Genomic DNA, 24,755 nt, shown 5'->3' on the forward strand with positions numbered 1-24,755 from the left:
CACAACCCGGGCACTGTCCGAGAACGGGTTCGACGACCGCTCACACACTTCCAACGATGAAAATCGACGCATTCACCCACGCGCTGACGGAACGGTTCTACGAAACGTTGCTCGAGGAGTACGAATTCCAGGGTCTCAGCGGCTCGCCGTCGTTTCTGTGGGATCTCGATCAGCGCCTCGAGGATATGGACGAGTTCGGCATCGACAAGCAGGTGATCACGATCGCCCTGCCACCGATCTGGCAGGGGATGGGCGACGAAACGGCGCTGGAACTAACGAAATTAGCGAACGACGAGATCAAACGTATCGCCGATCAGCACCCCGATCGGTTCGTTCCGGTCGGCACGATTCCGAAGGTCAACGACGGGTTCATCGACGAGTTCGACCGGTGCGTCAACGATCTCGACATGGCCGGCATTCAGATCTTTTCGAACATCGACGGCAAGCCGCTGGATCGACCGGAGTTCGATCCGCTCTTCGCCAAGGCCGACGCCGAAAACGCGCCCCTGTGGATCCACCCACAACTGTTCGAGTGGTACGACTGGGCGAGCGAGTACATGGATCACCGACTCTTCGGCTGGCCGTTCGACACCACGCTCGCGCTCTCGCGGCTCGTGTTCGGCGGCGTCGTCCAGAAGTACGATCTCGACATTGTGTCCCATCACGGCGGCGGCATGATTCCCTATTTCAGCGGGCGCATCGACGGGTTCTACGAGACCCGCATGCAGTATCCGGACAATTACGCCGATACTGACCTTCCCGACCTAGAGCAACCGGTGAGCGACTACTTCGGCGAGTTTTACGCCGACAGCTGTCTCGGGAACTCCGTCTCGGCCCATGAATGCGCGTACGACCTCTTCGGGGACACGTTCATCTACGGCACCGACTACCCATTCGGACCCAGTCGAGGACGCGCAGGCATCGAAAACGGACTCGACGCCATCGAGGAGATGGATATCGACGAATCGGAACGAGAGCAGATCTACTCCCAAAACCTCCTCGAGTTGATCGAGTAGCGCGTCCGACGGCGGCCAGTTGCGGATTTTGTCGTCGATATCGAAGTACTCGGTCGTCCGATGTCCGGTTCGAGAGCAAGCGGTCGGAGGAAAATACCTATATATCTGTCTTACGAACAGTTTTAGCAAGCCGCCAACGGTGGTTTGTGTCAACAGGAGACACAGGAACGCGGCTATCACTAGCTGGTGATATGAATGATGAAGTCACAAATCGCAAAACTCGGCCACGTCGCGATACACACGCCCGACCTCGAGGAATCGCTCTGGTTCTTCAACGAGGTTCTCGGGCTTCAAATAGTCGAACAGACCAACGATACCGCCTATCTCCGCGGCCAACGAGACTGGGAACATCACACGCTAAGCATCACCGAATCGGGACAGAAAGGAGTCGATCACATCGCGTTTCGGACGTCTAGTGCCGACGCGTTGAGCGAACTCGCCGACCAATTCGAAACAAACGGCACTGACGTTACCTATCTCGACGCGGGAGTCGAATCGGGACAGGGAGAGGCAATTCGAATCGAGAAATTCGGCCATCCCTACGAGTTCTATTACGACGTCGAAAAGCCTCGAGCCCCCGAAGACCAACGGTCGGGGCTCAAGAATCGCAACTACACCGAAGCCGTTGCGAATCGAATCGCGCCGCGGCGCATCGATCACGTTCACGTCCAGGACCCGACCGAAACGGCCACGGACCACGCAGTCTGGTTGGAGGACGAACTCGGATTCCGACTGAACGAGCGGTATCGAGCGGAAGACGACGAACTCTGGGGCTGGTGGCTCGCGGTAACGCCGCTGCCACACGATATTGCGATCCACCGGGAGCCGCCGGGAACGACCGAAGGGTTCCATCACCTCTCCTATCACCTCGATAGCCTCAACGAACTCTGGAGCGCCGCCGACATCCTGAGCGAACACGGCATCGAACCGGATGGCGGTCCGGGCCGTCACGCGATCACGCGTGCTGACTTCTTGTACGTCTCAGATCCCGCAAGCGAGTTCCGTATCGAACTGTTCGCCGGCCCCGGATACCTCAACTTCGAACCCGATTGGGAGCCGATCGAATGGACGGAAGAAGACATCGGTGGCGAGACCAACCACCAGTGGGTCGGCCAAGGACCTGCATGGGACGGCCTCGAGTACGTTAATTGAGCGCGATCACCAGCTCCGATACGCCGTTCGACTTCAAGACAACGTATCGGAGTGGAGTCCGAGTCGATTCGACCATTTCGGATTTCGCTCGCCGTACATCGTTGTCCATCCGTTGAAACGGACTATCGATGCGGGAGAGGCGGAACACTAAATAAGCAATCAACGAAAGAACAAACCGGATGACTCTTAGCGAAAACGAAACGACCGAGTTCGCGGAATCGCTTTACGAGGCACAGAAGACGAGTTCGCCGATTCCACCGCTTACGGACGAGAAGGAAATTTCGGTGGACGAAGCCTACGAGATACAATCAGGGGTCATCGACCGCATTTGCGGCGATGACGGGCGGATAACCGGCCACAAGCTGGGCCTCGTAAGCGAGGCGAAACAAGAACAGCTCGGGATTCAAGAGCCGATATTCGGCTCCGTGACCGAAGAAACCGTACTCGACGGGGCGACGATACCGACCGACTCGCTGATCTCCCCCCGGCTCGAGGCCGAAATCGGCCTTATCCTCGACGAGGACATCTCCGCGCCGGTGACCCCGACCGATATCCTCACGTCCACGCGCGCCGTCGTTCCGGTCGTCGAGATCCTCGAGAGCCGGTTCCAGGGGTGGACTATCCCCTCGGCCCAAGACGTCATCGCCGACAACACGTCGGCCGGCCGCGTCTTCGTCGGCGAAACGCTTCGTGGCGTGACCGACGTCGACCTCGCGATGGAAAGCGTCGTCATATCGGTCAACGGGGAACTCGAGGCGACGGGAGTCGGCGCGGATATCATGGGACACCCCGCTCGAGCGGTCGCGTGGCTCGGAAACAGACTCGACGAACTCGACGAAGGGCTAAAAGCGGGCGAGTTGATCCTCACCGGCGGCATCAACGCCGCGATCGACATCGAACCGGGCGACGTGTATCACATCAAGTTCGCGAACATCGGAGAGATTACGCTCACCGCCGAGTGAACACCGATTTGTCCGCTGTTCTCATGTGACAATAATTCGATTTTTGTCCACTCTCATCAGCCACAGTGAGTCTCAGTGAGACGGCGGAAACGCTCCCTCGAAGACGGCCGAAACACCGTTTTTACTCGACGGTCGCAGTAACCGTCCCGATCGAAGCGAATTCGGCCGTGAACACGTCTCCGGATTCGATATCGACCGCGGGTGTTACCGAACCGCTCAAAATAAACTGCCCGGCCTCGAGCGTCTCGTCTAAATCGTCGAGCGTGTTCGCGAGCCACGCGACCGCTCGCGCGGGATGATCGAGAACCGCTGCGCCGACACCCGAGGCCTCGAGCTCGCCGTTGCGATAGAGCTTCAGACCCTCCAGGGAGAGGTCGATCCCGTCGACGGCACTTCGGGTCTCGCCGGTGAGATACAACGCAGACGACGCGTTGTCCGCGATGGTATCCTGAATTCGGATATCCCAGTCGCGAACACGACTGTCGATCACTTCGAGAACCGGGACGACGAACTCGGTCGCGGCCAGGACGTCGAGGGACGACACCGGCGGCTCGAGATCCTCTCCGATCATGAATCCGATCTCGGGTTCGATGCGCGGTTCGATGAGTTCGTCGCCGGGAACTTTTCGCCCGTCGATAAACATCGTGTCCAGCAACCGACCGAAATCGGGTTCGGGAACGCCGAGTTGGTCGCGGATCGCCGTGCTCGTGAGCCCGATCTTGTGACCGACGAGAGACGCGCCGTCCTGCAGACGACGGTCGACGAGGTTCGACTGGATGGCGTAGGCATCCTCGGTCGTCATGTCGTGTGCTTCGGTGAGCCTGTCGATGGGGTCGTTCGTTTGCAGTGCCTCGTAGAGCGATTCCGCGAGCCGATTGCGGGTCTCGTCGTCAAGCATACGTATACAAGAAGCGGTCACCAGCAAATAGATTGGGATACGAAGCGAGACGAACGCCGCATCGTCCGTGTCGATGCGAGTCGGGAAACGGAGAACACTGCTCCGGCGGAATTGCCTCAATCTCCGCGTTCGAACGCGATGCTCGTTAATCGCTATCGGCTCGACCTTGTCCTATCTGGATCTGCCACAATGCTCGGTAGAGCGTCTGAAGCGTACACTCACACCGGTCGGCGACCGATCGACACACCCGTAGGTATCGGTCGTAATCAGCTGACGACGGCCGTGACGGATACTGCTTCGAGAATTCGCCACACCGTCGCAACGACTCCCACTCGGTTTCGCTCAGTACCAGGTAGGTTTTCGGGTCGAGAAACTGTAAGAACGCGGTCGCAACCGAAACGTCGACGCCTGTAAGGTCCGTGAGGCACTCGAGTTTCGCTCCCGTCGTCTCGCGCTGCAACGCGCCGTCGATCGCTCGGCGGATATCGTCGAACTCGTTGTCGCTGAAGGCGTCTTCGGCTTCGCGTCGTTCGGCATCGGGATAATCACCCAAAAACCGTCGATAGTACCACTGCACGATCCACTCTACGTCGCGCCGACCGTACGAACCGCTTTCCAGCGTTGAGGGAAGCATCTCGAGGTGGTCCGCCTCGACCCCGGAAAGGGGTTGAGTATCGGGGTACGCTTCAACGAGGCGACCGACAGATTCCGCTGAGAGATCCATCGTAACGGAGGGTACGTGTGCCAAGAGCGTGAATGTTGCCCTTGGTAACTGACACCTGCAGGCGGGCGTACGGATCGGTCACAAAAACGATAGACAGCCCGGCGAACCGAATCGCGATGAGAGAAAGGTTCATACCCGTGGGAAGCGTTAGTATACCATATCATGACCCACAATCAAGCAGGTGATCACGATGTCGACGGATGAGACAGAATCTCCCACCAAAACGATCTGTCCGTACTGCGGCGTCGGATGCGGAATTCAGGTCAAACAGGGCGAAGAACCCGACGACGTTCGGTTCATGCCCTGGGGGGACGCGCCGGTCAACGAAGGGCGCATCTGCATCAAAGGCGGTGCGGCGACAGAAGTCATTGCCCACAAGGATCGATTGACCGAGCCGCTGATCAAGGAGGACGGGGAGTTCCGCGAGGCGACCTGGGAGGAGTGCTACGAGTACATTGTAAGCGAACTCGAGCGAATCCGATCGGAGTACGAGCCCGACGCGATGGGCTTTTTCGGCTCCTCGAAGACGATGAACGAGGAGAACTACCTCCTTCAAAAGCTGGCTCGGCGCTACGGAACCAACAACGTCGACAACTGCACGCGCATGTGTCACGCGTCGACGGTGTGGGCACTCCGGACGAGTCTGGGTGCCGGCGCGATGACGAACAGCATGCGGGATCTTCGAGACGAAACGGATGTCTTCTGGATACAAGGGGCGAACCCCGGAGAGCAACATCCGATCGCCAACAGTCAATACTTCCGGCAGGCGATGCTCGACGGTGCGACGGTCATTCAGGTCGATCCCCACGCGAACAAGACGACCCAGTCGTTCCAGATCGACGAGACGGAACGGCACATGCACCTCCAGTTGAACCCCGGAACCGATATTCCGCTGTTGAACGTCGTCATCAAGACAGCCCTCGAGAACGACTGGATCGACGAGGAGTTCATCGCGGAGCGAACCGAGGGATTCGACGACCTCAAAACGACGCTCGAAGACTTCGACAAGGAAGCGGCCGCCGAGGAGTGTGGCGTCCCGCTCGAGGACATCGAACTGGCCGCAGAAAAGTACGCCACGGCCGACAACGCGGCGATCTTCACCGGGATGGGGATGAGCCAGCATCGGTGCGGTGTCGACAACGTCCAAAATGAGATCAACCTGGCATTGATCACGGGCAACCTCGGTCGGCCCGGAACGGGCGTCAATCCGTTGCGCGGACAGAACAACGTGCAAGGAACCTGTGACGTCGGAGCGATGCCTAACGTCCTGCCCGGCTATCAGCTGGTCGATGACGACGAGGCCCGCAAATCGGTCGAGGACGTCTGGGGCTTCGAGGTCCCGCCCGAGCCGGGCTTGACGAACGTCGAAATCTCACACGAGTTCGGGGATTCGATCAAAGGAGTCTACGTCATGGGCGAAAACCCGGTCATGAGCGAACCCGACGCGAACCGGGTCGCCGAACGAATCCAGGAACTCGAGTTCATGGTCGTCCAGGACATATTCATGACCGAAACGGCAGAGTACGCGGATGTCATCCTCCCGGCGACCTCGTGGGCCGAACGAGGGGGGACCGTCACCAACACCGACCGCCGCGTCCAGCGCATGCGCGGAATCGACAAAGTCCACGAAAACACCCGCCACGACCTGGACATCCTCTCGGAAGTCGGTGTTCGTCTGTTCGGCGCCGACGGGTTTGACTTCGACGACCCCGAAGTGGTCTTCGAAGAGCTACGCCAGGTTTGTCCGAGTTACCACGGGATGACCTACGACCTGCTCGGCGAAGAGGGGCTTCACTGGCCCTGCTACGAACTGGGCGACGAAGGCGATCCGTTCCTCTACGAGGAGGAGTTCGACACGGAAAGCGGATTGGGTCACATCGAGGGTGTTAGTCACACGCCGCCAGCCGAAACGCCCGACGACGAGTACCCGCTCGTCTTGACGACTGCTCGCCTCGAGGAACACTACAACACGGGTACGATGAGCCGTCGGTCGCCGACGCTCAACAGACAGACGCCCGAAAACTTCGTCGATATCCACCCGAACGACGCCGAACGGTACGGGATCGAAACGGGCGAGGAAGTCACGCTCAGATCTCGACGGGGTGAAATTACCGTCGAGGCGCAGGTCACCGAAGATATCAAGGAAGGCGTCGTCTGGACGACGCCCCACTTCGCGGCCGCCTCCGCGAACAAACTCACGAACGACGTCCTTGACGAGCGAGCCAAAATCCCCGAGTACAAGGCCGCGGCGACTGATATCGAGGTCACGCTCGAGAAAGACAGCCCCGAAACACCGGCCGACGATTAACGGGGTACTTCGGTTCGCGTGCAACCAGTTGATCGAGTCGGCAAGTCGTGGGAAACCGATTACGTAACCGTCGTCTACTCAGTTCCGGGAGTATAACCAATAGTTGACAATTAGAAGGACGCCCGCTCGCTCACGATTGTCCTCGAGACGAATCAAACAACGCGGGAATCGGGATACGCCGGTCACGGGCCGCCTTGGCTGATCTGGCCGCGATTCGGTACGTCCTCAGTTGTATTTCACGGTATCCAATCCCCTGATCTCGCCGATCCACTGCCGGTCGTCTAAGTCGCCTTCCTGCCAGGCGATCGGCTCCCAGTTCGGATCGAACACCAGGTATCCGCGGACGTTGAATTCTACTCGGTGGCCGCTCGAGTCGTCTCTGACGTAGAGGAATTTTCCCCTCGAGATCGAATGCTGGCCGAGTCCGTCGATCGGGTACCCGCGTTCGTTCATCGTATCCGCCGCATTGAACAGATCTTCCGCGCTCTCGGACGTGAATGCGATGTGATGTAACCCCGGACAATCGTCGTCGCTCTCGCCCTGAATAACCGCGGCCTCGATTTTGTTCTTTGACGCGCTCAAAAAGGTCCCCCAGCGAGAGCCGTCCTTCTGATCATAGTACTCCATCACCGATAGTCCGAGCGTTTCCTGCATCCACTCGGCGGCTTCGAACGCGTCCGTATCCCAGATCTGAACGTGGTCGACGCGAAGCGGAGCGATCGAACTCGTTTCAGCCGAGATGTACGATTTGTTTTTCAGCTTCGACCGCCGCTCCTTCGGCGGATCGGGTTTTTCCATCTCGTGGTAGATTTCGAACTCGTGGCCGTGTGGAACCTGAAAGCGAATCGCCTCCCCTTGACCGCGCTCTTCGCCGGCTTCCACTCGCGCCACGTCGATACCCTGATCGCGGAGTCGCTCCGCAAACCCATCGATGCTTTGTTGATCTTCCGTTTGCCAGCCGATGTGATCAACGCCAGCGGAACCGGACTCCCGAAGACGCAGCGAATGGTGATCGAACTCTTCGACGGCGCGGAGATACGCCGTGTCACCTTCTCGTTCTACCTCCTCGAGGCCGACCGAATCCCGGTAAAACCGAAGCGACGCTTCGAGATCGGGTACATCGAGTGCGACGTGACCGAGACGGGACAGTTCCGGAGACATGGATAGCGAGACGTGAGCCACCCTATTAATTCATTCGATATAGTAGGTGTTCGGTTGAAACACGGATCTTCGGATAGCACGAACGACCTTCGACGGGCGACAAATCGACGTTCTGTACCGTGGACCGATCCGCAACCGAACGAAGATCCCTTTTCCGGATACGCGACCGGTGCGTCGGGACTGGCTCGAGAGATTGTATCCGATTTAATCGGATGTACGAGACGGCCGTGCGGTGTTTCTACACGCTAGTCTACAACCGTCTCTCGACGCATTACGGAATCTAAAGTATACTCGTAACTCAATAGTATTAATTAAATATGTGATTATAGGAAAATAGCACCGATATATGCGGAGAGATTTCACCGATTCGATCCGATTCAGACCGAATCGAGAGTGGTAGCTTGTACAAGGCCATGATTTTCCGTGTTTTCATCTCCCAACTACACCAATATTTACAATCGTACAATGTAATTCAGTGAAGGGTGAAACCATCCACGAGGCATGATTTCCGATTATCTCGGAAGTAGTACTTTGGCGACGGCTTCGGGTCGTTTCCACGACGGCTTCCGTCTCCAGCACCGTCAAGACGAGAGTAGCCGTTCTCCGTCTCACCGAGCCCCGGCCTATTCCCCGAACTGGTAATTAATCGTCACAGTTTCCTCCATCTCCTGTAACTTTCGCAATAATTCTTGCTGATATTGTTCGTCCTGAATACGCCCGGTTGGCACGACGATACCAAACGAACCCAGTACTTGATCGTCGATAAGAATCGGAACCGAAGCCATCCCCATGCCGATAACTTGCTCGTTCCAGTCGACGGCGTACCCGTTATCCCTAATTTCAGCTAATTCATCTTTCAGCCGATCGACGTCCGTTATCGTATGCTCCGTTCGCTGTTCGAGACCGCGTTCGGCGATAATCTCGTCCACTCGTTCATCCGGTAAATGGGCTAGTATAGCTTTCCCCGTGGCGAGCGTGTGAAGCGGCGTCGCAGCTCCCGGATGCGTCCCGAGACTCAACGCCTGTTTCCCTTCCTCCTGGTGAAAGACCACCGCGATTCCGTTGTTCTCGATCGTCAATCCGACCAACTCGTTCGTCTCAGCGGCGATTCGCTTCATCTCCGGTTTCGCAACCTGAAAAAGGCGGTTGCGGTGTTTCATCTTCCCCCCGATCGTAAGGAAATACGAACTCAAGAAATACGTTCCATTTTCGCGCGTAACGTACTTCGTATCACTCAGCGATCGCAAGTAATCGTAGACGGTACTGTCCGGAAGGTCCATTCGGTTAGCCAACTCGGTGGGTCCGGCGCCGTCTAACTCCCACAGGAGCTCGAGTATTTCGAACGCCCGGTGAATCGTTGTGAGTGAGCTTGTCTCGCGTGTCATGCAAGAACATTGGACCGGATGCGTCTTGTAATTTCCGATCTATTCGGAAACAGTCGTCGGTGAACGATAGGGGACTCCGCAACGAACGAGGCCAGGCTAAACTGCATTGAACACAACTATTAACACGTTGGAGACTATGTTAGTATTCGAGGGGTAGAGTACCTCATCACTTCCCTAGCCCTGGGAGGTCATCAGCCATTTGAGAGTCTACCCCTCCGTAGCTCATATTCGGTGAGACTCATAGCTCACCCCGGTGGCCCACATTCTTTGATCGGACCGATAGAAAGATGGACAACTGCGTGTCGCATCTTCTGGGACCGGAATGTATATTGGAGTGTACCATCCAATGGGAAGTACACTATGGACCAGATAAACGATTTCCGCAGAACGATCGAGAATAATGGATCCGTACTCGGGGCCAGATCCTCGACGTTCTCACCCGCCGTGATAGAGATCTACGGAGAACTGGGACTCGACTTCGTCTGGCTGGACTTCGAGCACATGGGACCCAGCCCGTACGATAGCACGATGTTCGAAGAGTTAACGCGCGCCGCCGATGTCGGCGGAATCGAGTTGTTCGTGCGACTTCCCTCCGCAGATCCATCGCTCGTTCGAAAAGTCCTCGATACGGGAGTTCGAAATATCCTCATTCCCCGGATCGACGACGCCGAAGAGGTGCACAAAGCCGTAAAGGCGTCTCGCTTCGTTTACGAAAACGAGCCCGGCGAGCGCGGAATGGCCAGCGGGAGAGCGCGAACATGGGGTCTTTCGGAGGACTACGTCTCGACCGAAGACGACGAGGTGTGCGTCGGAGTGATGATCGAAAAGACGACGGCGGTCGACAATTTGGACGAAATATTGTCCGTTCCCGAACTCGGGTTCGTATTCGTCGGTCCGTCCGATCTCTCGGTACAAATGGGCCATCCGACGAACAAAAATCACCCGGATGTCACCGCACAGATTGCAGAAATTGAGGACGCCTGCAAATCGGCGGACGTTCCGATGGGATGTATCGCGAACAGCCCCGACAAGATCGAATCCGTCGTGGAAGACGGCTATCAGATCGTCCGTATGGGTGGCGACCTTTCGGCGATCCAGGATACCTTGGCGGAACGACTGAGCGAAATCGGAGAACTGTAACCGCGGCTCGATCAGATCTTCCTCGACGAACAGCGGTTTGAACCTCTCAAAACGTTTCGCTCGAAACTTTTGGACGCTTCTGCACTCGTTATTTTTTCGCCGTCGCGATATACCGCTCGGAGAGACGCTCTCCGTCCATTATTCGCGTCACGTTCGACGCGAGCTGATCGATATTCTCGGAGCGAGCCTCGGTCGTCATCGCGGCCACGTGGGGCGTTGTGACGACGGTATCCAACTCGAGAAGCTCCGAATCGGAACCGAGCGGTTCCGTCAAAAACACGTCTAACCCCGCTCCTGCGATCGAATTCGAGGAAAGGGCGTCTAGTAACGCGTCTTCTCGAACGAGGGGTCCGCGGCCTGTATTGATGAGGATTGCGGAGGAATCCATAATGGACAGCTCCCGTTGATCGATGATGTGGCGCGTTTCATCGGTTAGCTCGGCTGTGAGTATAACGACGTCGCTCTCCTTGAGAAGAGTGCCCAACGACGCCTCCTCGCCGCCGACCAGTTCGGTGTCGATGCTCGGGACATACGGATCGGACGCGAGGATTTCGACGTCGAACCCCGAGAGGAGCGTGCCCACTCGTTTACCAACGTCTCCGAATCCGACGATACCGACCGTCGATCCCGAGAGAGTCGACCCGAGCGGGTACTCGTCTCGCCACCGATCCGTCGCGATCAACTCCCGTGCCGCCGTGAGTCGACGGAGCGTCGCCAACGTGAGACAAAGCGTGTGTTCTGCCACCGAGAGGGCGTTGTGCCCCGGCGTGTGCGTGACCGAAATGTCGTTGTCTTCGGCTGCCTCGAGATCGATCGAATCGATCCCGGTTCCGAGTTTGCCGATAACCTCGAGTTGTGACGTCTGTTCGATCAGTTCCGGCGAAAAAGGGATGCGGGAAGTAACGAGCGCAACGTCATAGCCAGCGATCTGTCGCGCGTATTCGTCGTTGTCTATCCCGACGGTGGTCTCCCACGAATCAGGCAATTGAGTGAGAAGCCGCGAAGTCGGAGTGATGTCTTGGTCGATGATTACCTGAACCATGTCACGAGTCGTCTTCGCAGGCACTTGATTGTACCGATCAGCCGTATAACGCGTCCGTACGGGTTCTTCTGGGCTTGGGGAATACTCGAGGAGGATCGCGCACAAAGCGGAAACGTCGTCGGTATCGTACCCGTGGATACGCCCGACCGGTGCCGTCGCTCGCCGAATCGTTCCGTCACTCGCCGAATCGGTATGCTGATCCGCGCTGAAAAGGCGACGGAGATCCAGCTGAACAGGAGGGTCTATGGCGGTAGATTTTTGGTCCAGAACGTATTCTATGCAGACGACCGCAAGTAACAGCGGCAGTGTTAGAGATGGATACGAAACTAACCGAAATAACAGTCGTCGGTGACGACGACACTGGCCTTTTAGCACGAATCACGTCCCTCCTGTTCGAGAACAATATCAACATCGAAGATCTCGATCAAGAGGTGAAAGACGACGTGTTTCGGATGACGATGCGCGTCGACACATCCGAAATGGACTGCTCGGAAAACGAGCTCGAGGACGACTTAGCAACGCTGTGTGAGGAGTTAGACGTCGATGTACGGGTTCGGTTCACGGACGGCGACGAGTGTGAATCGGTCGCGGTGCTCGTGACGAAAGAGAGTCACTGTCTCCAGGCCCTGCTCGAGGAGGCAGAAAGCGGAGAGCTCGGTGCCGACATCGACGTCGTGATCGGCAACCACGCCAAACTGCAGCCACTCGCCGAAAAACACGACGTCCCGTTCCACGATATCGGCGACGAGGAAGGCGTGCCGGACGAAGACGAACTGATCGAGCTACTCGACGAGTACGACGTCGACCTGATCGCGCTCGCACGATACATCCGCATTCTCAGTCCGGACGTCGTCTTCAGGTACCAGAACCGCATTATCAACGTCCATCCGAGCCTGCTTCCTGCGTTCCCCGGCGCAGCAGCATATATGCAAGCAATCGAAGAGGGCGTCCGAATCGCCGGCGTTACGGCACATTACGTGACGCCGGATTTGGATCAGGGCCCGATCATCACGCAACGAGCGTTTAACGTCCCCGACGGCGCAACCGAAGCGGAACTAGAAGAACGCGGTCAGCCGCTCGAAGCAGATGCGCTGATCGAAGCGATCAAACTCCATCTGAATAACGACATTATCGCTGGAAAAGGACGAACCAACGTTCAGGCCGACGATACGGAGCTCGGCCTCCCTGAAGAAATTACCGAATTAAATCCCGATGGCCCGGTAGATAGGGACTCGGTCAAAGCACAAAGCCTGGCCGAGCCAGCCGACGACTGACGACACGTAATCGAAGATCCCCCTGCTGTCGACTGGATTGCGAGCGAAAATCGATTTTCTCGGCGGACGAGTACGGAAAATTCGACGCGTTTCTCACGAGCGTATAGTCGTCGACCGGCGGAGGACAAGACCATTTGCTCACGATGAGACACGAAGGACTACTTCGGCTACAATCGACTACAAAGGACTACTTCAGCTATAATCGGTCGGTACGCCAAGATTCGGTGTCGGGAACCTGATTAAACGTGTAAATATGCAGCCCCCGGATGCCGTACTCCGGATCATCGGCGTAGGACGCGAGACCGTCGACGAGGTCGTCGGGTTCGTACTTCCCGCGCGAACCGATGAATTGGCGGACGAATCCGAGGATCCCGCTCGTCTTTTTGAGAAAACGCACGGAATCGCCGACGCCGACCTTCTGTGAGATGTTTATCAGCTTCTGATATTTCATCACGCCCGGGATCCCAACCTCGACGGGGAGTTCGATGCCGCGAGCGCGAATGTCTTCGATCCAGTCGATGACCGCCTGGGAATCATAACAAAGCTGGGTCGTTATGTAGGTAGCGTAGGGCGCTTTCTTTTTCATCGACTCGGCCAAGGTCTCCTCCGAGAGAAACGCGTGGCCCTCGGGATACCCCGTGATGCCGACCTCCTCGAATTCGTACTCGATCGTCTCGAGCGCTTCGAGAAGCTCGTACGACGACTCGAACTCGCCGATCGGTTCCTCTCGGTCTCCTCCTGGAACGAAGATATCCGTGATCCCGACCGCCCGCAACCGTTCGGCGATCTCCTCGAGGTGAGAGACGTCTTCGACGTATCTGGCCGAAACGTGGGGAACGACTTCAAACCCGCGCTCTGCGGCTTTTTCCGCCCACTCGATCGTCGACTCGAGTTCGAGCGTCGGCGAAGCCGTGATCGTGACCGTGGCACCGTCCGGCAGGTGCTCGATTTGATCGCCGAAGCTCTCGAATGGCATCAGCTCGTATCGGAGATCGTTGAGTAGGTTCGATACCGTATCCGTCGTCGCGGCCGCCTGGGAATTAACTGTCATTGGTTGCAACCTCTATTATACTGGTTGGATAGTCGCTCATCGGGAAGCGATTTGGTTCGCGGGTGTTTGTCGACTGTCCCGTGTCCGGTTGGGATCGGCACATTGTGTGAATTTATGGCAAAGTCATAAAAGCTTTTCCTTATGACGGGATTCGAGTCGTCAAATCCGCGGGAAACGGCTCCGACGACGGATACCCTCAGCAGCAAACGACAGCATGTCTTGAAACCGTGACGCTATTCGCGTGGCGTACGCGACCGTGTCGCCTCGAGTGACCAAGTTATCGCGTTCGTAACTTTTCTCTCGAACCGAAGCAGGTTTAGTCGGTATTCCCCAATCGTTTCGTATGAAGGTTGCGCTGGGCGGCACATTCGACCCGGTACACGACGGTCATCGAGCGCTCCTCGAGCGGGCGTTCGAACGAGGAGACGTCACGGTCGGACTCACGAGCGACTGCCTCGCACAAGAAACGCGCCGAAAAGAACGACACGTCCGACCGTTCGAAACGCGGAGACGGAACCTTCGTCCCGAACTGGCGGAGCACTCCGACGGCCGCTCGTTCGAGATTCGCCGCCTGAACGAGCCAACAGGAATCGCGACGAAGCCGCAGTTCGACGTCCTCGTCGTTTCGCCGGAGACGGAACCTGGTGCGAAGCGTATCAACGAAATCCGCCTCGAGCAAGGTCACGAGCCGTTAGAAATCGACGTCGTTCCGCACGTCCGGGCGGAGGATGGGGGAATCATTTCGAGCACGCGTATCGTTAGCGGAGAGATCGATGAATTCGGCACCGTGTCTCCCCAGTCTACCGACGATACCTCCTCTACGCGCTGATCAAGAAAAGACGTAAAACGGGTATCCGAAACTACGGCTCGAATGGGGGCAGGATCGTGGAAACACGCCGTACGGGAGTTGGCCGCTGTCTATCGTTTGTCCTCACTGTATGGAGCGGTTGCGACGGTTGCCGTGATTTCTTTCTGGACGTGACGTTCCACTTTCGGGTTCTCCGTGCCTTCTGGTTCGCCCCAAGTGAGAGTAACCTGGGTTCCAGGTTCGCTGTACTCAGTATCGACAACGGCCAGCGAGAGCATTTCTCGCTTGTTGTAGATGTAACTCTTGTCCGTGGAAACTCCGACGTGTTCGCCGTCTTTCAGCACTTCGTCGTACGGGCACGCCGACGATCGCGGGTGTGGGAACTCCATGAACTGATACGTATCTCCCTCTTCGAACAGCGAGGCGAAGACATCGACCACGTCGTCACCGTCCCAGACCAGCGTTACCTTCTCGCGGTCGGGGTCGTCGGCTTCGGCCTCGAGGGCGTCCCGGCCGACGAAATCATTGCTGAAGTCGAGGATGTGGTCGTATCCGAGCTCCACCGGCGTGAAGTAGTAGTCCGTGATGTCGTCCGATTCGAAGCTTCCGCCGATCGAGAGGAGCCCCTGGCCGACGTCCAACCACTCGCGGTAATCCTGCATCTCCTCGTCGAAGATTGCAGGCACGACAAGCGGAACCCATCCGAGGATGGCGTTCGGCGTCTGGTAGCTCTCGGCACCGAGACGGCGAATGTCATACTCCTCGCCCGCATCGAGAACGGCGGACTTGACCTCGTCACCGTACTCGTACGGCCCCCAGAACTCGAATCCGGGCTCGCCGGCCATCCCGTGACGCAGGAGGTTGACGCTCTTTCCGTCGATCGAGATCGACTCGAAGTTGAAGAATCCGAGATCGGGAAGCGGTTCGTCGGCGGCCTCTTCCATGACCTTAATCGCTTCGGGACCCTGAACTTGGAACCTGAAGTTGTTTGGATCGTCACCGGTTTGAACCGGCCGGCCCTGAAGCTCGCCGGTGACGTCGTACTCTCCCGTCTCGATCTGGTACTGGAGCCAATTGTGGGCGGCCGCGCCGCCGACGCTCAAGAACTCGTCGTCGTCGAGGTGGAAAAGAATAGCGTCGCCGATGAAGTAACCGTTCGGATTGGAAACGACCAGTTGCTTCGCCTTCCCGGGTTCGGTATTCTCAAAGTTGTTGATGCCGAAATTCGAGTAGAATTCGACGGCATCGGGACCTTTCACGTGGTGGTCGGTCATGTGATAGGACTGGTCAGCCAGCGCAACCGTCTCCCGCCACGAACGCTGTTCTTCGATCCAGTGAGTGTACTCGTCCGGGACCTTGGTGAACTGACCGACTCCCAGATCTTGCATCAGTTCGACTGGATTCCCGGCAGCTTCGACTGCCTCTTCCATACTGTCGCTAAAGGACCATGCTCTTTCGCTCATTGTATATCGCGATTTGATGGATGTCCTTCGAGTATTTATAATTTCCGCAGACTAGTTACCGAGCGGAACCGGTCCTCGTTTCGTCGATACAACGAAGGAAGGACCCGCTACATCCTTTGAGAGCCGTATCGGGCCGACCGTGCCGGGATGATTGCATCTCTGATCGAGTATTCGCGAAACTCCTCGCCGAAGTTCGTTCGCCCCTCCGATCGAACGAGACTGAGCGGTGACCGGTGACGTTCAGCGAATTACGCCTCGCCAAGCGGTGAGAGATCAACGCGTGCAAGCACTCGAGTCACTCGAACCGTGCGTAGGAAAAGCAGTCATAAGCAGCGCGCACGAACAGCAGTCAGTCATAAGCAGCGCGCACGAACAGCAGTATTCGAACCGTGCGTACGAACAGTCATCAGCGGCCCCATCCGAGAACGATCGGCGGGCCCTGTCCGAGAACGACGATATCGTCCATTGAGACGGGAACACGCCGACAGTCGATTCCATCGGACAGCAGATTCTATAGTACCGTTTCCGCGAGAGCACTTTTGTCCGGCCTCACGGCGGCGTTGACGGCGAAACGGTTACGCGATCGAAGCGGCAATACGGCGTCGAGACGGAAGCCCGTCTACCGAATGTCCTCGCGTTTCGTTGTCTTCCTATCGAGTTTTCCCGTCGAAGTGCGAGGCAAGGGTTCGTCTACGAAGTAGTACGTACGAGGCCGCTCCATGCGGGCCAGTTCGTCGCTCGCGAGACACCATTCATCGAGCTCATCGACAGTGAGGTCGGACGTCGCGGGGTAGACGTACGCGGTGACTTTTTCCCCGTACTCCTCGTCTTCGACGCCGACCACCGCGGATTCGTTCACTTTTTCGTGCGCGTTGAGACGTTCCTCGACGGGGTTCGGATACACCTTGATCCCCTTCGACATGATGAGGAAATCGGTCCGCCCCTCGAGGTACAGAAATCCGTCTTCGTCCCGGTAGCCGAGATCGCCGGAATGCCACCAGCCGTCCTCGAAGGTGCTTTCGGTTTTCTCCGTACGCCCCCACGCCCAAACCGGACAATCGGGTGCCTTGATTGCTATCTCTCCGACCTCGCCCGTCGGTTTGATATCATCATACGAGCCGCCCCGATCGATGATCCGAATCTGTACCCCCGGCACCGGCTTTCCGACGCTTTCGATTCGACCCTCCTCCAGTTCGTCGTTCGTCATCACCGTCGCGTACGCTTCCGTCGCCGCGTACGAATTTTTGACGATCTCACAGATGTCCTCCCGCAATCGCTCGAGCGTCGTCGAGTCGAGGACCTCTCCCGCCGACGTGATCGCCTGAAGGGAGCTCACGTCGAAATCACCGAACGAGTCGAGGTTGAGGAGTTCCCGCCACATCGTCGGGACGAGCAGCGCGGTCGTCAGATTGTACTCGTCGATCGTCCGGAGGTACTCCTCGGGATCCCAGGTCTGGAGGAAATACGTCGTTGCACCGGATACCAGCGCCGGAAGCACCACCGAGTACCACGCCGCGAACGACGGCGTAAAGACGTGGGGTTGTCTGGTCGCCCGGTTTACCTCGAGAACGTCGACAACCGCCGTTGCGCGCATGTACAGCCCGCGGTTAGTGTGACACCAGCCCTTGGGTTTCCCCGTGGTCCCCGACGTCCACATGACGACTGCGGTGTCCTCCTCCCGAGCGCGGACGTCCGGTTCGTCGGTCGGTTGCTCGCTGACGAACGTTTCGAACGGTCGATCGTAGTCAAACTGCGACTCGCCGGTACTGACGATCACGTCGATGTCGGTCGAGAGATTATCGCGAACGCGCTCCTCGAAGAATTCGACGGTCGATTCGTCGACGACGAGAGCGCGAGGCCGGAAGGAGTCGATACAGTACTTGAGCGTGTTCGGGGAGGCCCGGACGTGGAGGTTCGAAACGGTACACCCCGCTTTGAGCGCGCCGTTCCAGAGGGTCGTATGCTCGAGGGAATTTTCACAAAGAAGTGCGACCCGGTCACCCTGTCCGAGGTGTTCCCCGAAGGCGTTCGCTGCCTGGTTGCTCTCTTCGTCGAACTCTTCCCAGGTTACCACTCTGCCGTCGATACCGTTGCCGAAGGCCGGTTTGTGGGGGTTGTTTTCGGCCGCAATACTCGAGAGATCTTTGAGTGGCGGTACTTCGACTGTCGAAGTGTGGTGCATAGTAGATACGCTTGTAGTGGTTTTACTTATAGTTTGAGTGTTATCCCGCTACGTGTCATAGGGCCACATCGTTCTAGGGATAGAAAGTGGAAATACGTTGAGTTCGGTCGATTGCGCTAGTTTCCAGTCGGTGAGAAGGTGGCATCAATCGAGGGGAAGTTACTTATACAAAGGAAAACCACTTTCGAACGATGTTTCAGCACGAATGGAAATGCGCGTGGGGAGAAGCTGATCCGCAAGGTATCGCCTACTATCCACGCCTCATAAACGCCATGCACTGCGCCGGCGAGGAATACATGGACGACAACGGAATCGCGTACTGGGATATCCCAGAGGAGTACGGAGTCTTCCTGCCGATCGTCGCGATGGATATGGAGTTCGAACGTCCCGTGATGGTCGGAGACGTGCTTCAAATTACGGTCGAGCCCGAAATAGGAACCAAGAGTCTCGGGATGCAGTTCACCGCGACGCACGAGGACGGTGGCACGGCGTACACGGGACACGAACAACACGTCTGCGTCTCGGAAGAAGACAATCAAAGTCGACCGTTACCCGACGAGATCAAGACGATTCTCGACGACTCGTCCGAATAGACCGTTCACAACCGGCTGTGTTGATTCACAGCGCCGATGCGTATTCACTCCTATATTTCTCCGATAAGCACTAGCGCAATTTCGATTGTATCTAACGGCTCGTGCCCTCTAGCGGTTCGCGAAGCGACAACAAAGAGGGATGACGCTATCGCGCCAATCCCCTCACTCATAGGAGATCCCACACACCTCCAGGTACAGACACGGGTAAGTTATCACTCGATGAATGGGAGTCCCCTATTTCCGAGAGTATCGGATATTCGCTTACACGAGCCAGTACGCCTTATCCATTACAATCATATGACAGTGATATCTCCAGGACCCTTATTACATCCATATTAATGTAAATATCTTGCGTTCCCTGGGGTTCCTGACCCCTCTCACCCACACGGGAGCAAACACGACGGCACGACCGAATTCTTGTTGGATTGTAACACACCACAATATCGCGGTTTTAGCCGATCTAGACGCCCCTACACGAAAGTGCCGACTGTATCCGAATATTTCGGAAGGGAATTGCAAAAAAGCTCGAGTGGACGAACAACTCGCCTTCCACAAACCGCGAACTACGTGCGCAATTTGTCATAGATGCGTGCTGCCGCCCACCAATATCCGCGTCTCTCGTCCTATATACTCGGATCAAATGCGTCCGGTGCAGTAGGGCATAAAACGTCGCAAGAGTATCATAGCACAAATCAGCGACTCGTTCGAAATAATTACGCAGACATCACGCAGAAGAGACCGGTAGCTTAATACTTCACAGAATATTACCCGGATTATGGAGTATTTCGAGGCAGTCAATTATCTAGCTACCCTACAACGATCTAGACCGAAGTTCGGGACAGAAACGACGGAGAAACTGCTCAGAAATCTCGAGGTCCCATACGAAACCGTCGATTGCATCCAGATTGCCGGCTCCAACGGGAAGGGGAGCACAGCGAGTATGCTCGCAAGCGTTCTCGAAAGGGAAGGGGTAGACGTGGGGTTGTACACGTCGCCCGATTTGAACGACCTTCGCGAACGGATCCGTCTCAACAGGCGGAAAATACCGAAAGCGCAGTTGACATCGCTGGTTGACCGGATTCAATCGCACGTCCGCGAACGTGACGTCGCCGGCGATTGCCCGACGCAGTTCGAGGTACTGACCGCTCTCGCACTCGCGTACTTTACTGAACACGACGTCGATATTGCGATACTCGAGGTCGGGATCGGCGGACGCTACGATGCGACGAGCGTCGTCGACCCCGTCGCCAGTGCGGTCACGTCGGTCAGCCTGGAACACACGGATCTCCTCGGCGAAACCGTCGAAGAGATCGCGCGTGATAAGGCTCAGGTCGCCCCTTCAGACGGACCGTTAGTGACCGGTGCAACCGGTGAAGCGCTCTCGGCCATCCGCGAGGAGACGGCGACCGTAACCGTCGGTGGACGGGGTTCGGACGTCCGCGTCGAGAGCCGCGGGGTCGTATCCGAAACTGAAGAGCGCGTAACCGTACAGACCCCAGAGTGGGATCTCGAGGCGCGGATCCCGCTCCTCGGAACTCATCAAGCGGTAAACGCTGGCATCGCGACAGTGCTCGCAACGCAGGTCGCGGACGTCGAACGGTCGACGCTCAAGGATGGACTCCGGCGAGCGCAGTGGCCAGGACGTTTCGAAATCGTCACGTCGGAGCCGTACGTCGCGCTCGACGGCGCTCACAACCCGGACGCCTGTTCAAAACTCGCGTCACTCGTGGACCGATACGACTACGATCGACTCCACGTGGTCCTCGGGGCACTGCAGGACAAAGACCACGAAGAGATGGTCGCTACGCTCCCCCGGTTCGACACGGCCGTCGTCTGCCAACCGGACGTAGACCGCGCCGAGTCACCCGAAACACTCGAGAGTATCGTCGACCGAGAAACAGCTGCCGACGTCACTACTGCCCCGACGGTTCTCACCGCGGTCGAACGAGCGATCGACCGCGCCGAGCCCGACGATTTCGTGCTCGTGACGGGATCGCTGTATACGGTCGCCGAAGCTCGAGATCGATGGACGAGACGCCCCATTCCGAAACAAACTCGCTCACGGGCGAGCTTACGGAAAGTGCTCGAGAATAGTCAGATCTCGCCCACACGCGCCTCGAGCGTGCTGGAGGATTTTCAGCAACAGACGGTCAAGACCTTCTGTCGACCGAGGAGCGTAGACGAGCTAACGGAACGCATGCGGTCTGTGGGCGGAGTGGCGACCGCCTCGGCCATCGAGGGCGTCCACCAGCACGTCGATGTCGTTCTGAACGGATCTCACAACCAGTTCCGCCAACTCATCGAGGCGCTCGACGAAACCGACGGCGAGCTATCTCATATTGCGTCCCAACTTCGCACTACCCTTGGCTTCGACGAGGACAACCCGTGGAGCGAGTATCCGTGGGCCAAGAACTCGCCGGCCATCATGGGGATCGCGAACGTTACGCCGAACAGCTTCCACGACGGTGGCGAGTACAACCGAACCGAAGACGCCGTCGAGAGAGCCACTCGCCTCATCGAAGACGGTGCAGACATCGTCGATATCGGCGGCGAAAGCACGCAACCGGGGGCGAAGCCGGTCCCCGCTGACCAAGAGATCGATCGCGTTATCCCGGTCGTCGAACGGCTCGCGGATGGCTCGAGTCTCGTCGCCGTCGATACGCAAAAAGCCGAGGTCGCGAAAGCGGCTCTCGACGCGGGGGCGGATATCATCAACGACGTCTCGGGGCTTGTAGATCCCGAGATGCGCCAGGTCGTCGCCGAGCACGACGTTCCCGTCGTCGTGATGCACAGCCTAGAGACGCCGGTGAATCCCGATCAAACGGTACCGTACGACGACGTCGTGGAGGACGTGATCGACGATCTGATGGAGCGAATCTTGCTCGCCGAGCGAAACGGAATCGAGAGGGAACGAATTATCGTCGATCCCGGAATCGGTTTCGGAAAGAACGCGTCAGAGAGCTTCGAACTGATCGGTCGACTCGACGAACTGCAGGCGCTCGGTTGTCCGGTGCTTCTCGGGCACTCTCACAAATCGCTGTTCAGCGAGGTCGGGTGCGGACCCGACGACCGACTTGCACCGACAGTCGCGGCGACCGCACTGGCCGCCGAACGCCGTGCGGACATTATTCGGGTCCACGATGTCGCCGAGAACGCGGCGGCGGTCCGAACGGCGAGATCTGTAAAGCAGTCAGGAGACAACCTCTGATGGATAACACATTTCTCGCGGCACCCAGTTTCCGGACCTCCCAACAGCGACCCCGACCCGGGGAACCAGTTATTTTGACCCACAACGTACGTCCGGATAGCTACTGGGCACGCCCAAAACGATCGTCACGAGTAGAAGCTCCCCGACCATGACTGAACCAGCCATCAAAACGGACGTCGAGACGTTCGCAAGCGTCGCCGAGAACGCACCCTCGAACGCCAGAGTTCCGGTCGAAGTGCGCGTCGTCGTTTCGGACACGTTCGACGCGTACCGAAACGCTCGAGACGGGACCGGCGGGTTCTACCTCGAGACCTCCGGCGGCCAGGACGGCTGGGGGTACTTCGGCATCGAACCGATCGAACGCGTTCGGGTCGACGCGGGGGACGTCCCCAGCGAGGACAGCGACTCGAGTCCGTCGTTAGCGGCTATCGACGAACTCCTCGAGCGCGAACAGCTGGTCCGAGGTCACTGCAACGTGCCCTACCCCTGCGGTGCGTTCGGTTGGCTCTCGTACGATGTCGCCCGCGAACTCGAGGATCTGCTGACGACGACGAGAAACGAGCGACGACTGCCCCACCTCCAGCTCGGTGTATTCGACTGCGTCGCCGCCTGGCGTCAGCCGTGCGACGGGGGGGTTACACTCCACGTTACCGCCTGTCCGGTCGTGAAAGACGATCCGAGGGCGGCGTACGAGCGCGGACGAGAAAAAGCGGTGGCACTAGCCGAAGACGCGACGACGGGTTCGTCCGATATATCGATGCCGACATCGGCCGCGAAATCGGCCAGCTTCGAAAGCAGTTGCGGCCCGCAGGGGTTCGCCAACCGAGTGAGAACGGTCAAAGAGCACGTCCGCAACGGAGACACGTTCCAGGCGAACGTCTCTCACCGGCTCACGGCACCGGCGAACGTCCATCCGGTCGAAGCGTTCTCGGCGCTCCGGGCTGTTAACCCGGCCCCCTACTCGGGACTGCTCGAATACCCGGGCGTCGATCTGGTGAGTGCAAGCCCGGAGCTTCTGCTCGAGGTCAGAGACGATCGGGTGGCGACGGAACCGATCGCCGGAACTCGTCCTCGCGGGGAGACCCAGGAGAAAGACGAATCGCTCGAGACGGAGTTACGCGCAGACGAAAAAGAGCGCGCGGAACACGCAATGATGGTCGACCTCGAACGGAACGACCTCGGAAAAGTCTGCGAGTACGGAACCATCGACGTTACCGAATACCGCCGCATCGACCGGTATTCGGAGGTGATGCACCTCGTCTCACTGATCGAAGGGAAACGGCGTGCCGAGACTTCGATCGCGGACGCCATCGGCGCGGTCTTTCCCGGCGGGACGATCACCGGTGCGCCCAAACCGCGAACGATGGAAATTATCGACGAAGTCGAGCGCACGCGTCGCGGGCCGTACACCGGCAGTATCGCCGTCCTCGGTTTCGACGACCGCGCTATGTTGAACATCATTATCCGAACGCTCGTCCGGCACGAAGACGAGTACCACCTTCGGGTGGGAGCGGGAATCGTCCACGACTCCGATCCGGATAGTGAATACTACGAGACGCTGGACAAAGCTGCCGCACTGATCACCGCTATCGACACGGCACTCGACGACAGCGGGTCTTTCGACGTCGAAACGTCGACCAGCACACTGGAGGATGTCAAATGATCCTGATTATCGACAATTACGACTCGTTCGTCTACAATCTGGTACAATACGTCGGTGACGCCGTCCCAGCAACGCACAGGACCGAAGCGCGCAGTTCGTCGCCGGTCGTGGTCCGACGCAACGACGAAATCGACATCGCGGGGGTTCGCGAACTGGATCCGGACGGAATCATCGTGTCGCCGGGGCCCGGAACACCGTACGATGCCGGCGTCTCGATGGATATCTTCGTTGAAACCGAGTATCCGACGCTGGGCGTGTGTCTCGGACATCAGACGCTCTGTGCGGCCAACGGTGTACCCGTCGGCCACGCACCCGAAGTGGTCCACGGAAAATCATCGACCGTCGTACACGACGACAAAGGACTGTTTGCCGGCCTTCCGAACCCGATTACGGCCGGCCGGTACCACTCGCTCGCGGCGACGAGTAGCAAACTTTCCGGTTGCATCGTCCCGACAGCACGAACTGACGACAAGCGAGGCGTGCTTATGGGCGTCCGACACGCGGAAAACCCCCATTTCGGGATTCAATTTCACCCGGAAAGCATTCTCACCGAGATGGGAGAGCGAATGGTCGAGAACTTTTGCAGTTCGATCGCGGCTGTCGAGTGAGAGCGACGCTGGACGCCGGACGATTACTCGCGTACGCGTCGCCTCGGCGTTACAGACATCGAAATCATTTTTTAGGTTGATGACGATTTGGTACCCATCGAGTGGACAAAGGCGAGC

Annotated in this window: 19 protein-coding genes; 11 read left to right on the forward strand and 8 right to left on the reverse strand. The window is 57.8% G+C overall.

Annotated features, from left to right (window positions below):
* Positions 1 to 56 precede the first annotated feature (56 nt).
* From ACYQ14_RS18630 to ACYQ14_RS18640, 3 genes are all read left to right on the forward strand, one after another.
* Positions 57 to 1,016: an amidohydrolase family protein gene (locus tag ACYQ14_RS18630; protein ID WP_459890328.1), complete on the forward strand. Its 960-nt coding sequence runs from the start codon at positions 57 to 59 to the stop codon at positions 1,014 to 1,016.
* A 198-nt stretch (positions 1,017 to 1,214) separates the two neighbouring features.
* On the forward strand, positions 1,215 to 2,168 hold the full coding sequence (locus ACYQ14_RS18635; protein ID WP_459890330.1) for a VOC family protein: 954 nt from the start codon (positions 1,215 to 1,217) through the stop codon (positions 2,166 to 2,168).
* A gap of 179 nt (positions 2,169 to 2,347) precedes the next feature.
* On the forward strand, positions 2,348 to 3,130 hold the full coding sequence (locus ACYQ14_RS18640) for a 2-keto-4-pentenoate hydratase (RefSeq protein ID WP_459890332.1): 783 nt from the start codon (positions 2,348 to 2,350) through the stop codon (positions 3,128 to 3,130).
* A gap of 121 nt (positions 3,131 to 3,251) precedes the next feature.
* Here ACYQ14_RS18640 and ACYQ14_RS18645 read toward each other — a convergent pair whose 3' ends face one another.
* Positions 3,252 to 4,028, reverse strand: coding sequence for a 2-keto-4-pentenoate hydratase (locus ACYQ14_RS18645; protein ID WP_459890334.1), 777 nt, complete (start codon positions 4,026 to 4,028; stop codon positions 3,252 to 3,254).
* Between the two features lie 145 nt (positions 4,029 to 4,173).
* On the reverse strand, positions 4,174 to 4,752 hold the full coding sequence (locus tag ACYQ14_RS18650; RefSeq protein WP_459890336.1) for a hypothetical protein: 579 nt from the start codon (positions 4,750 to 4,752) through the stop codon (positions 4,174 to 4,176).
* A gap of 190 nt (positions 4,753 to 4,942) precedes the next feature.
* Between ACYQ14_RS18650 and fdhF the strand changes: the two genes are divergently transcribed.
* Positions 4,943 to 7,060, forward strand: coding sequence for a formate dehydrogenase subunit alpha (gene fdhF / locus ACYQ14_RS18655; RefSeq protein WP_459890338.1), 2,118 nt, complete (start codon positions 4,943 to 4,945; stop codon positions 7,058 to 7,060).
* A gap of 225 nt (positions 7,061 to 7,285) precedes the next feature.
* Here fdhF and ACYQ14_RS18660 read toward each other — a convergent pair whose 3' ends face one another.
* Positions 7,286 to 8,221 (reverse strand): VOC family protein, encoded by a 936-nt coding sequence (locus tag ACYQ14_RS18660; protein ID WP_459890340.1) that lies wholly within the window; start codon positions 8,219 to 8,221, stop codon positions 7,286 to 7,288.
* A 623-nt stretch (positions 8,222 to 8,844) separates the two neighbouring features.
* A complete protein-coding gene (locus ACYQ14_RS18665) occupies positions 8,845 to 9,606 on the reverse strand; it encodes an IclR family transcriptional regulator (RefSeq protein WP_459890342.1) in 762 nt (253 codons plus the stop codon).
* 360 nt (positions 9,607 to 9,966) lie between these two features.
* Between ACYQ14_RS18665 and ACYQ14_RS18670 the strand changes: the two genes are divergently transcribed.
* The gene (locus ACYQ14_RS18670) at positions 9,967 to 10,746 is read left to right on the forward strand and encodes an HpcH/HpaI aldolase family protein (RefSeq protein ID WP_459890344.1); all 780 of its coding nucleotides are present in this window, start codon (positions 9,967 to 9,969) and stop codon (positions 10,744 to 10,746) included.
* Between the two features lie 88 nt (positions 10,747 to 10,834).
* Here ACYQ14_RS18670 and ACYQ14_RS18675 read toward each other — a convergent pair whose 3' ends face one another.
* Complete coding sequence (locus ACYQ14_RS18675; RefSeq protein ID WP_459890346.1) at positions 10,835 to 11,788, reverse strand: NAD(P)-dependent oxidoreductase; 954 nt, start codon at positions 11,786 to 11,788, stop codon at positions 10,835 to 10,837.
* Positions 11,789 to 12,102: 314 nt separating this feature from the next.
* Here ACYQ14_RS18675 and ACYQ14_RS18680 point away from each other — a divergent pair, with 314 nt between their 5' ends.
* Positions 12,103 to 13,062 carry a formyltetrahydrofolate deformylase gene (locus tag ACYQ14_RS18680; protein WP_459890348.1) on the forward strand — a complete coding sequence of 320 codons (960 nt, stop codon included), beginning with the start codon at positions 12,103 to 12,105 and terminating at the stop codon, positions 13,060 to 13,062.
* Between the two features lie 196 nt (positions 13,063 to 13,258).
* On the opposite strand, the gene ACYQ14_RS18685 is transcribed toward ACYQ14_RS18680, so the two are convergent.
* On the reverse strand, positions 13,259 to 14,113 hold the full coding sequence (locus tag ACYQ14_RS18685) for a methylenetetrahydrofolate reductase (RefSeq protein WP_459890350.1): 855 nt from the start codon (positions 14,111 to 14,113) through the stop codon (positions 13,259 to 13,261).
* A 343-nt stretch (positions 14,114 to 14,456) separates the two neighbouring features.
* Here ACYQ14_RS18685 and ACYQ14_RS18690 point away from each other — a divergent pair, with 343 nt between their 5' ends.
* The gene (locus ACYQ14_RS18690) at positions 14,457 to 14,942 is read left to right on the forward strand and encodes a phosphopantetheine adenylyltransferase (RefSeq protein WP_459890352.1); all 486 of its coding nucleotides are present in this window, start codon (positions 14,457 to 14,459) and stop codon (positions 14,940 to 14,942) included.
* Between the two features lie 89 nt (positions 14,943 to 15,031).
* Here the strand turns inward: ACYQ14_RS18690 and ACYQ14_RS18695 are convergent, their stop codons facing one another.
* Positions 15,032 to 16,384 (reverse strand): aminomethyl transferase family protein, encoded by a 1,353-nt coding sequence (locus ACYQ14_RS18695; RefSeq protein WP_459890354.1) that lies wholly within the window; start codon positions 16,382 to 16,384, stop codon positions 15,032 to 15,034.
* A gap of 619 nt (positions 16,385 to 17,003) precedes the next feature.
* On the reverse strand, positions 17,004 to 18,566 hold the full coding sequence (locus ACYQ14_RS18700; RefSeq protein WP_459890356.1) for a class I adenylate-forming enzyme family protein: 1,563 nt from the start codon (positions 18,564 to 18,566) through the stop codon (positions 17,004 to 17,006).
* A 191-nt stretch (positions 18,567 to 18,757) separates the two neighbouring features.
* On the opposite strand from ACYQ14_RS18700, the gene ACYQ14_RS18705 reads away from it, so the two are divergent.
* From ACYQ14_RS18705 to ACYQ14_RS18720, 4 genes are all read left to right on the forward strand, one after another.
* Positions 18,758 to 19,159 (forward strand): acyl-CoA thioesterase, encoded by a 402-nt coding sequence (locus ACYQ14_RS18705; protein WP_459890358.1) that lies wholly within the window; start codon positions 18,758 to 18,760, stop codon positions 19,157 to 19,159.
* Positions 19,160 to 19,934: 775 nt separating this feature from the next.
* The gene (gene folP, locus ACYQ14_RS18710; protein ID WP_459890360.1) at positions 19,935 to 22,367 is read left to right on the forward strand and encodes a dihydropteroate synthase; all 2,433 of its coding nucleotides are present in this window, start codon (positions 19,935 to 19,937) and stop codon (positions 22,365 to 22,367) included.
* A 148-nt stretch (positions 22,368 to 22,515) separates the two neighbouring features.
* A complete protein-coding gene (locus tag ACYQ14_RS18715; protein WP_459890362.1) occupies positions 22,516 to 24,030 on the forward strand; it encodes an anthranilate synthase component I family protein in 1,515 nt (504 codons plus the stop codon).
* Positions 24,027 to 24,638, forward strand: coding sequence for an anthranilate synthase component II (locus ACYQ14_RS18720; protein ID WP_459890364.1), 612 nt, complete (start codon positions 24,027 to 24,029; stop codon positions 24,636 to 24,638). The genes ACYQ14_RS18715 and ACYQ14_RS18720 overlap by 4 nt, the downstream gene beginning before the upstream one ends.
* Positions 24,639 to 24,755: the final 117 nt, after the last annotated feature.

The sequence above is a fragment of the Halostagnicola bangensis genome (genome assembly GCF_054653435.1).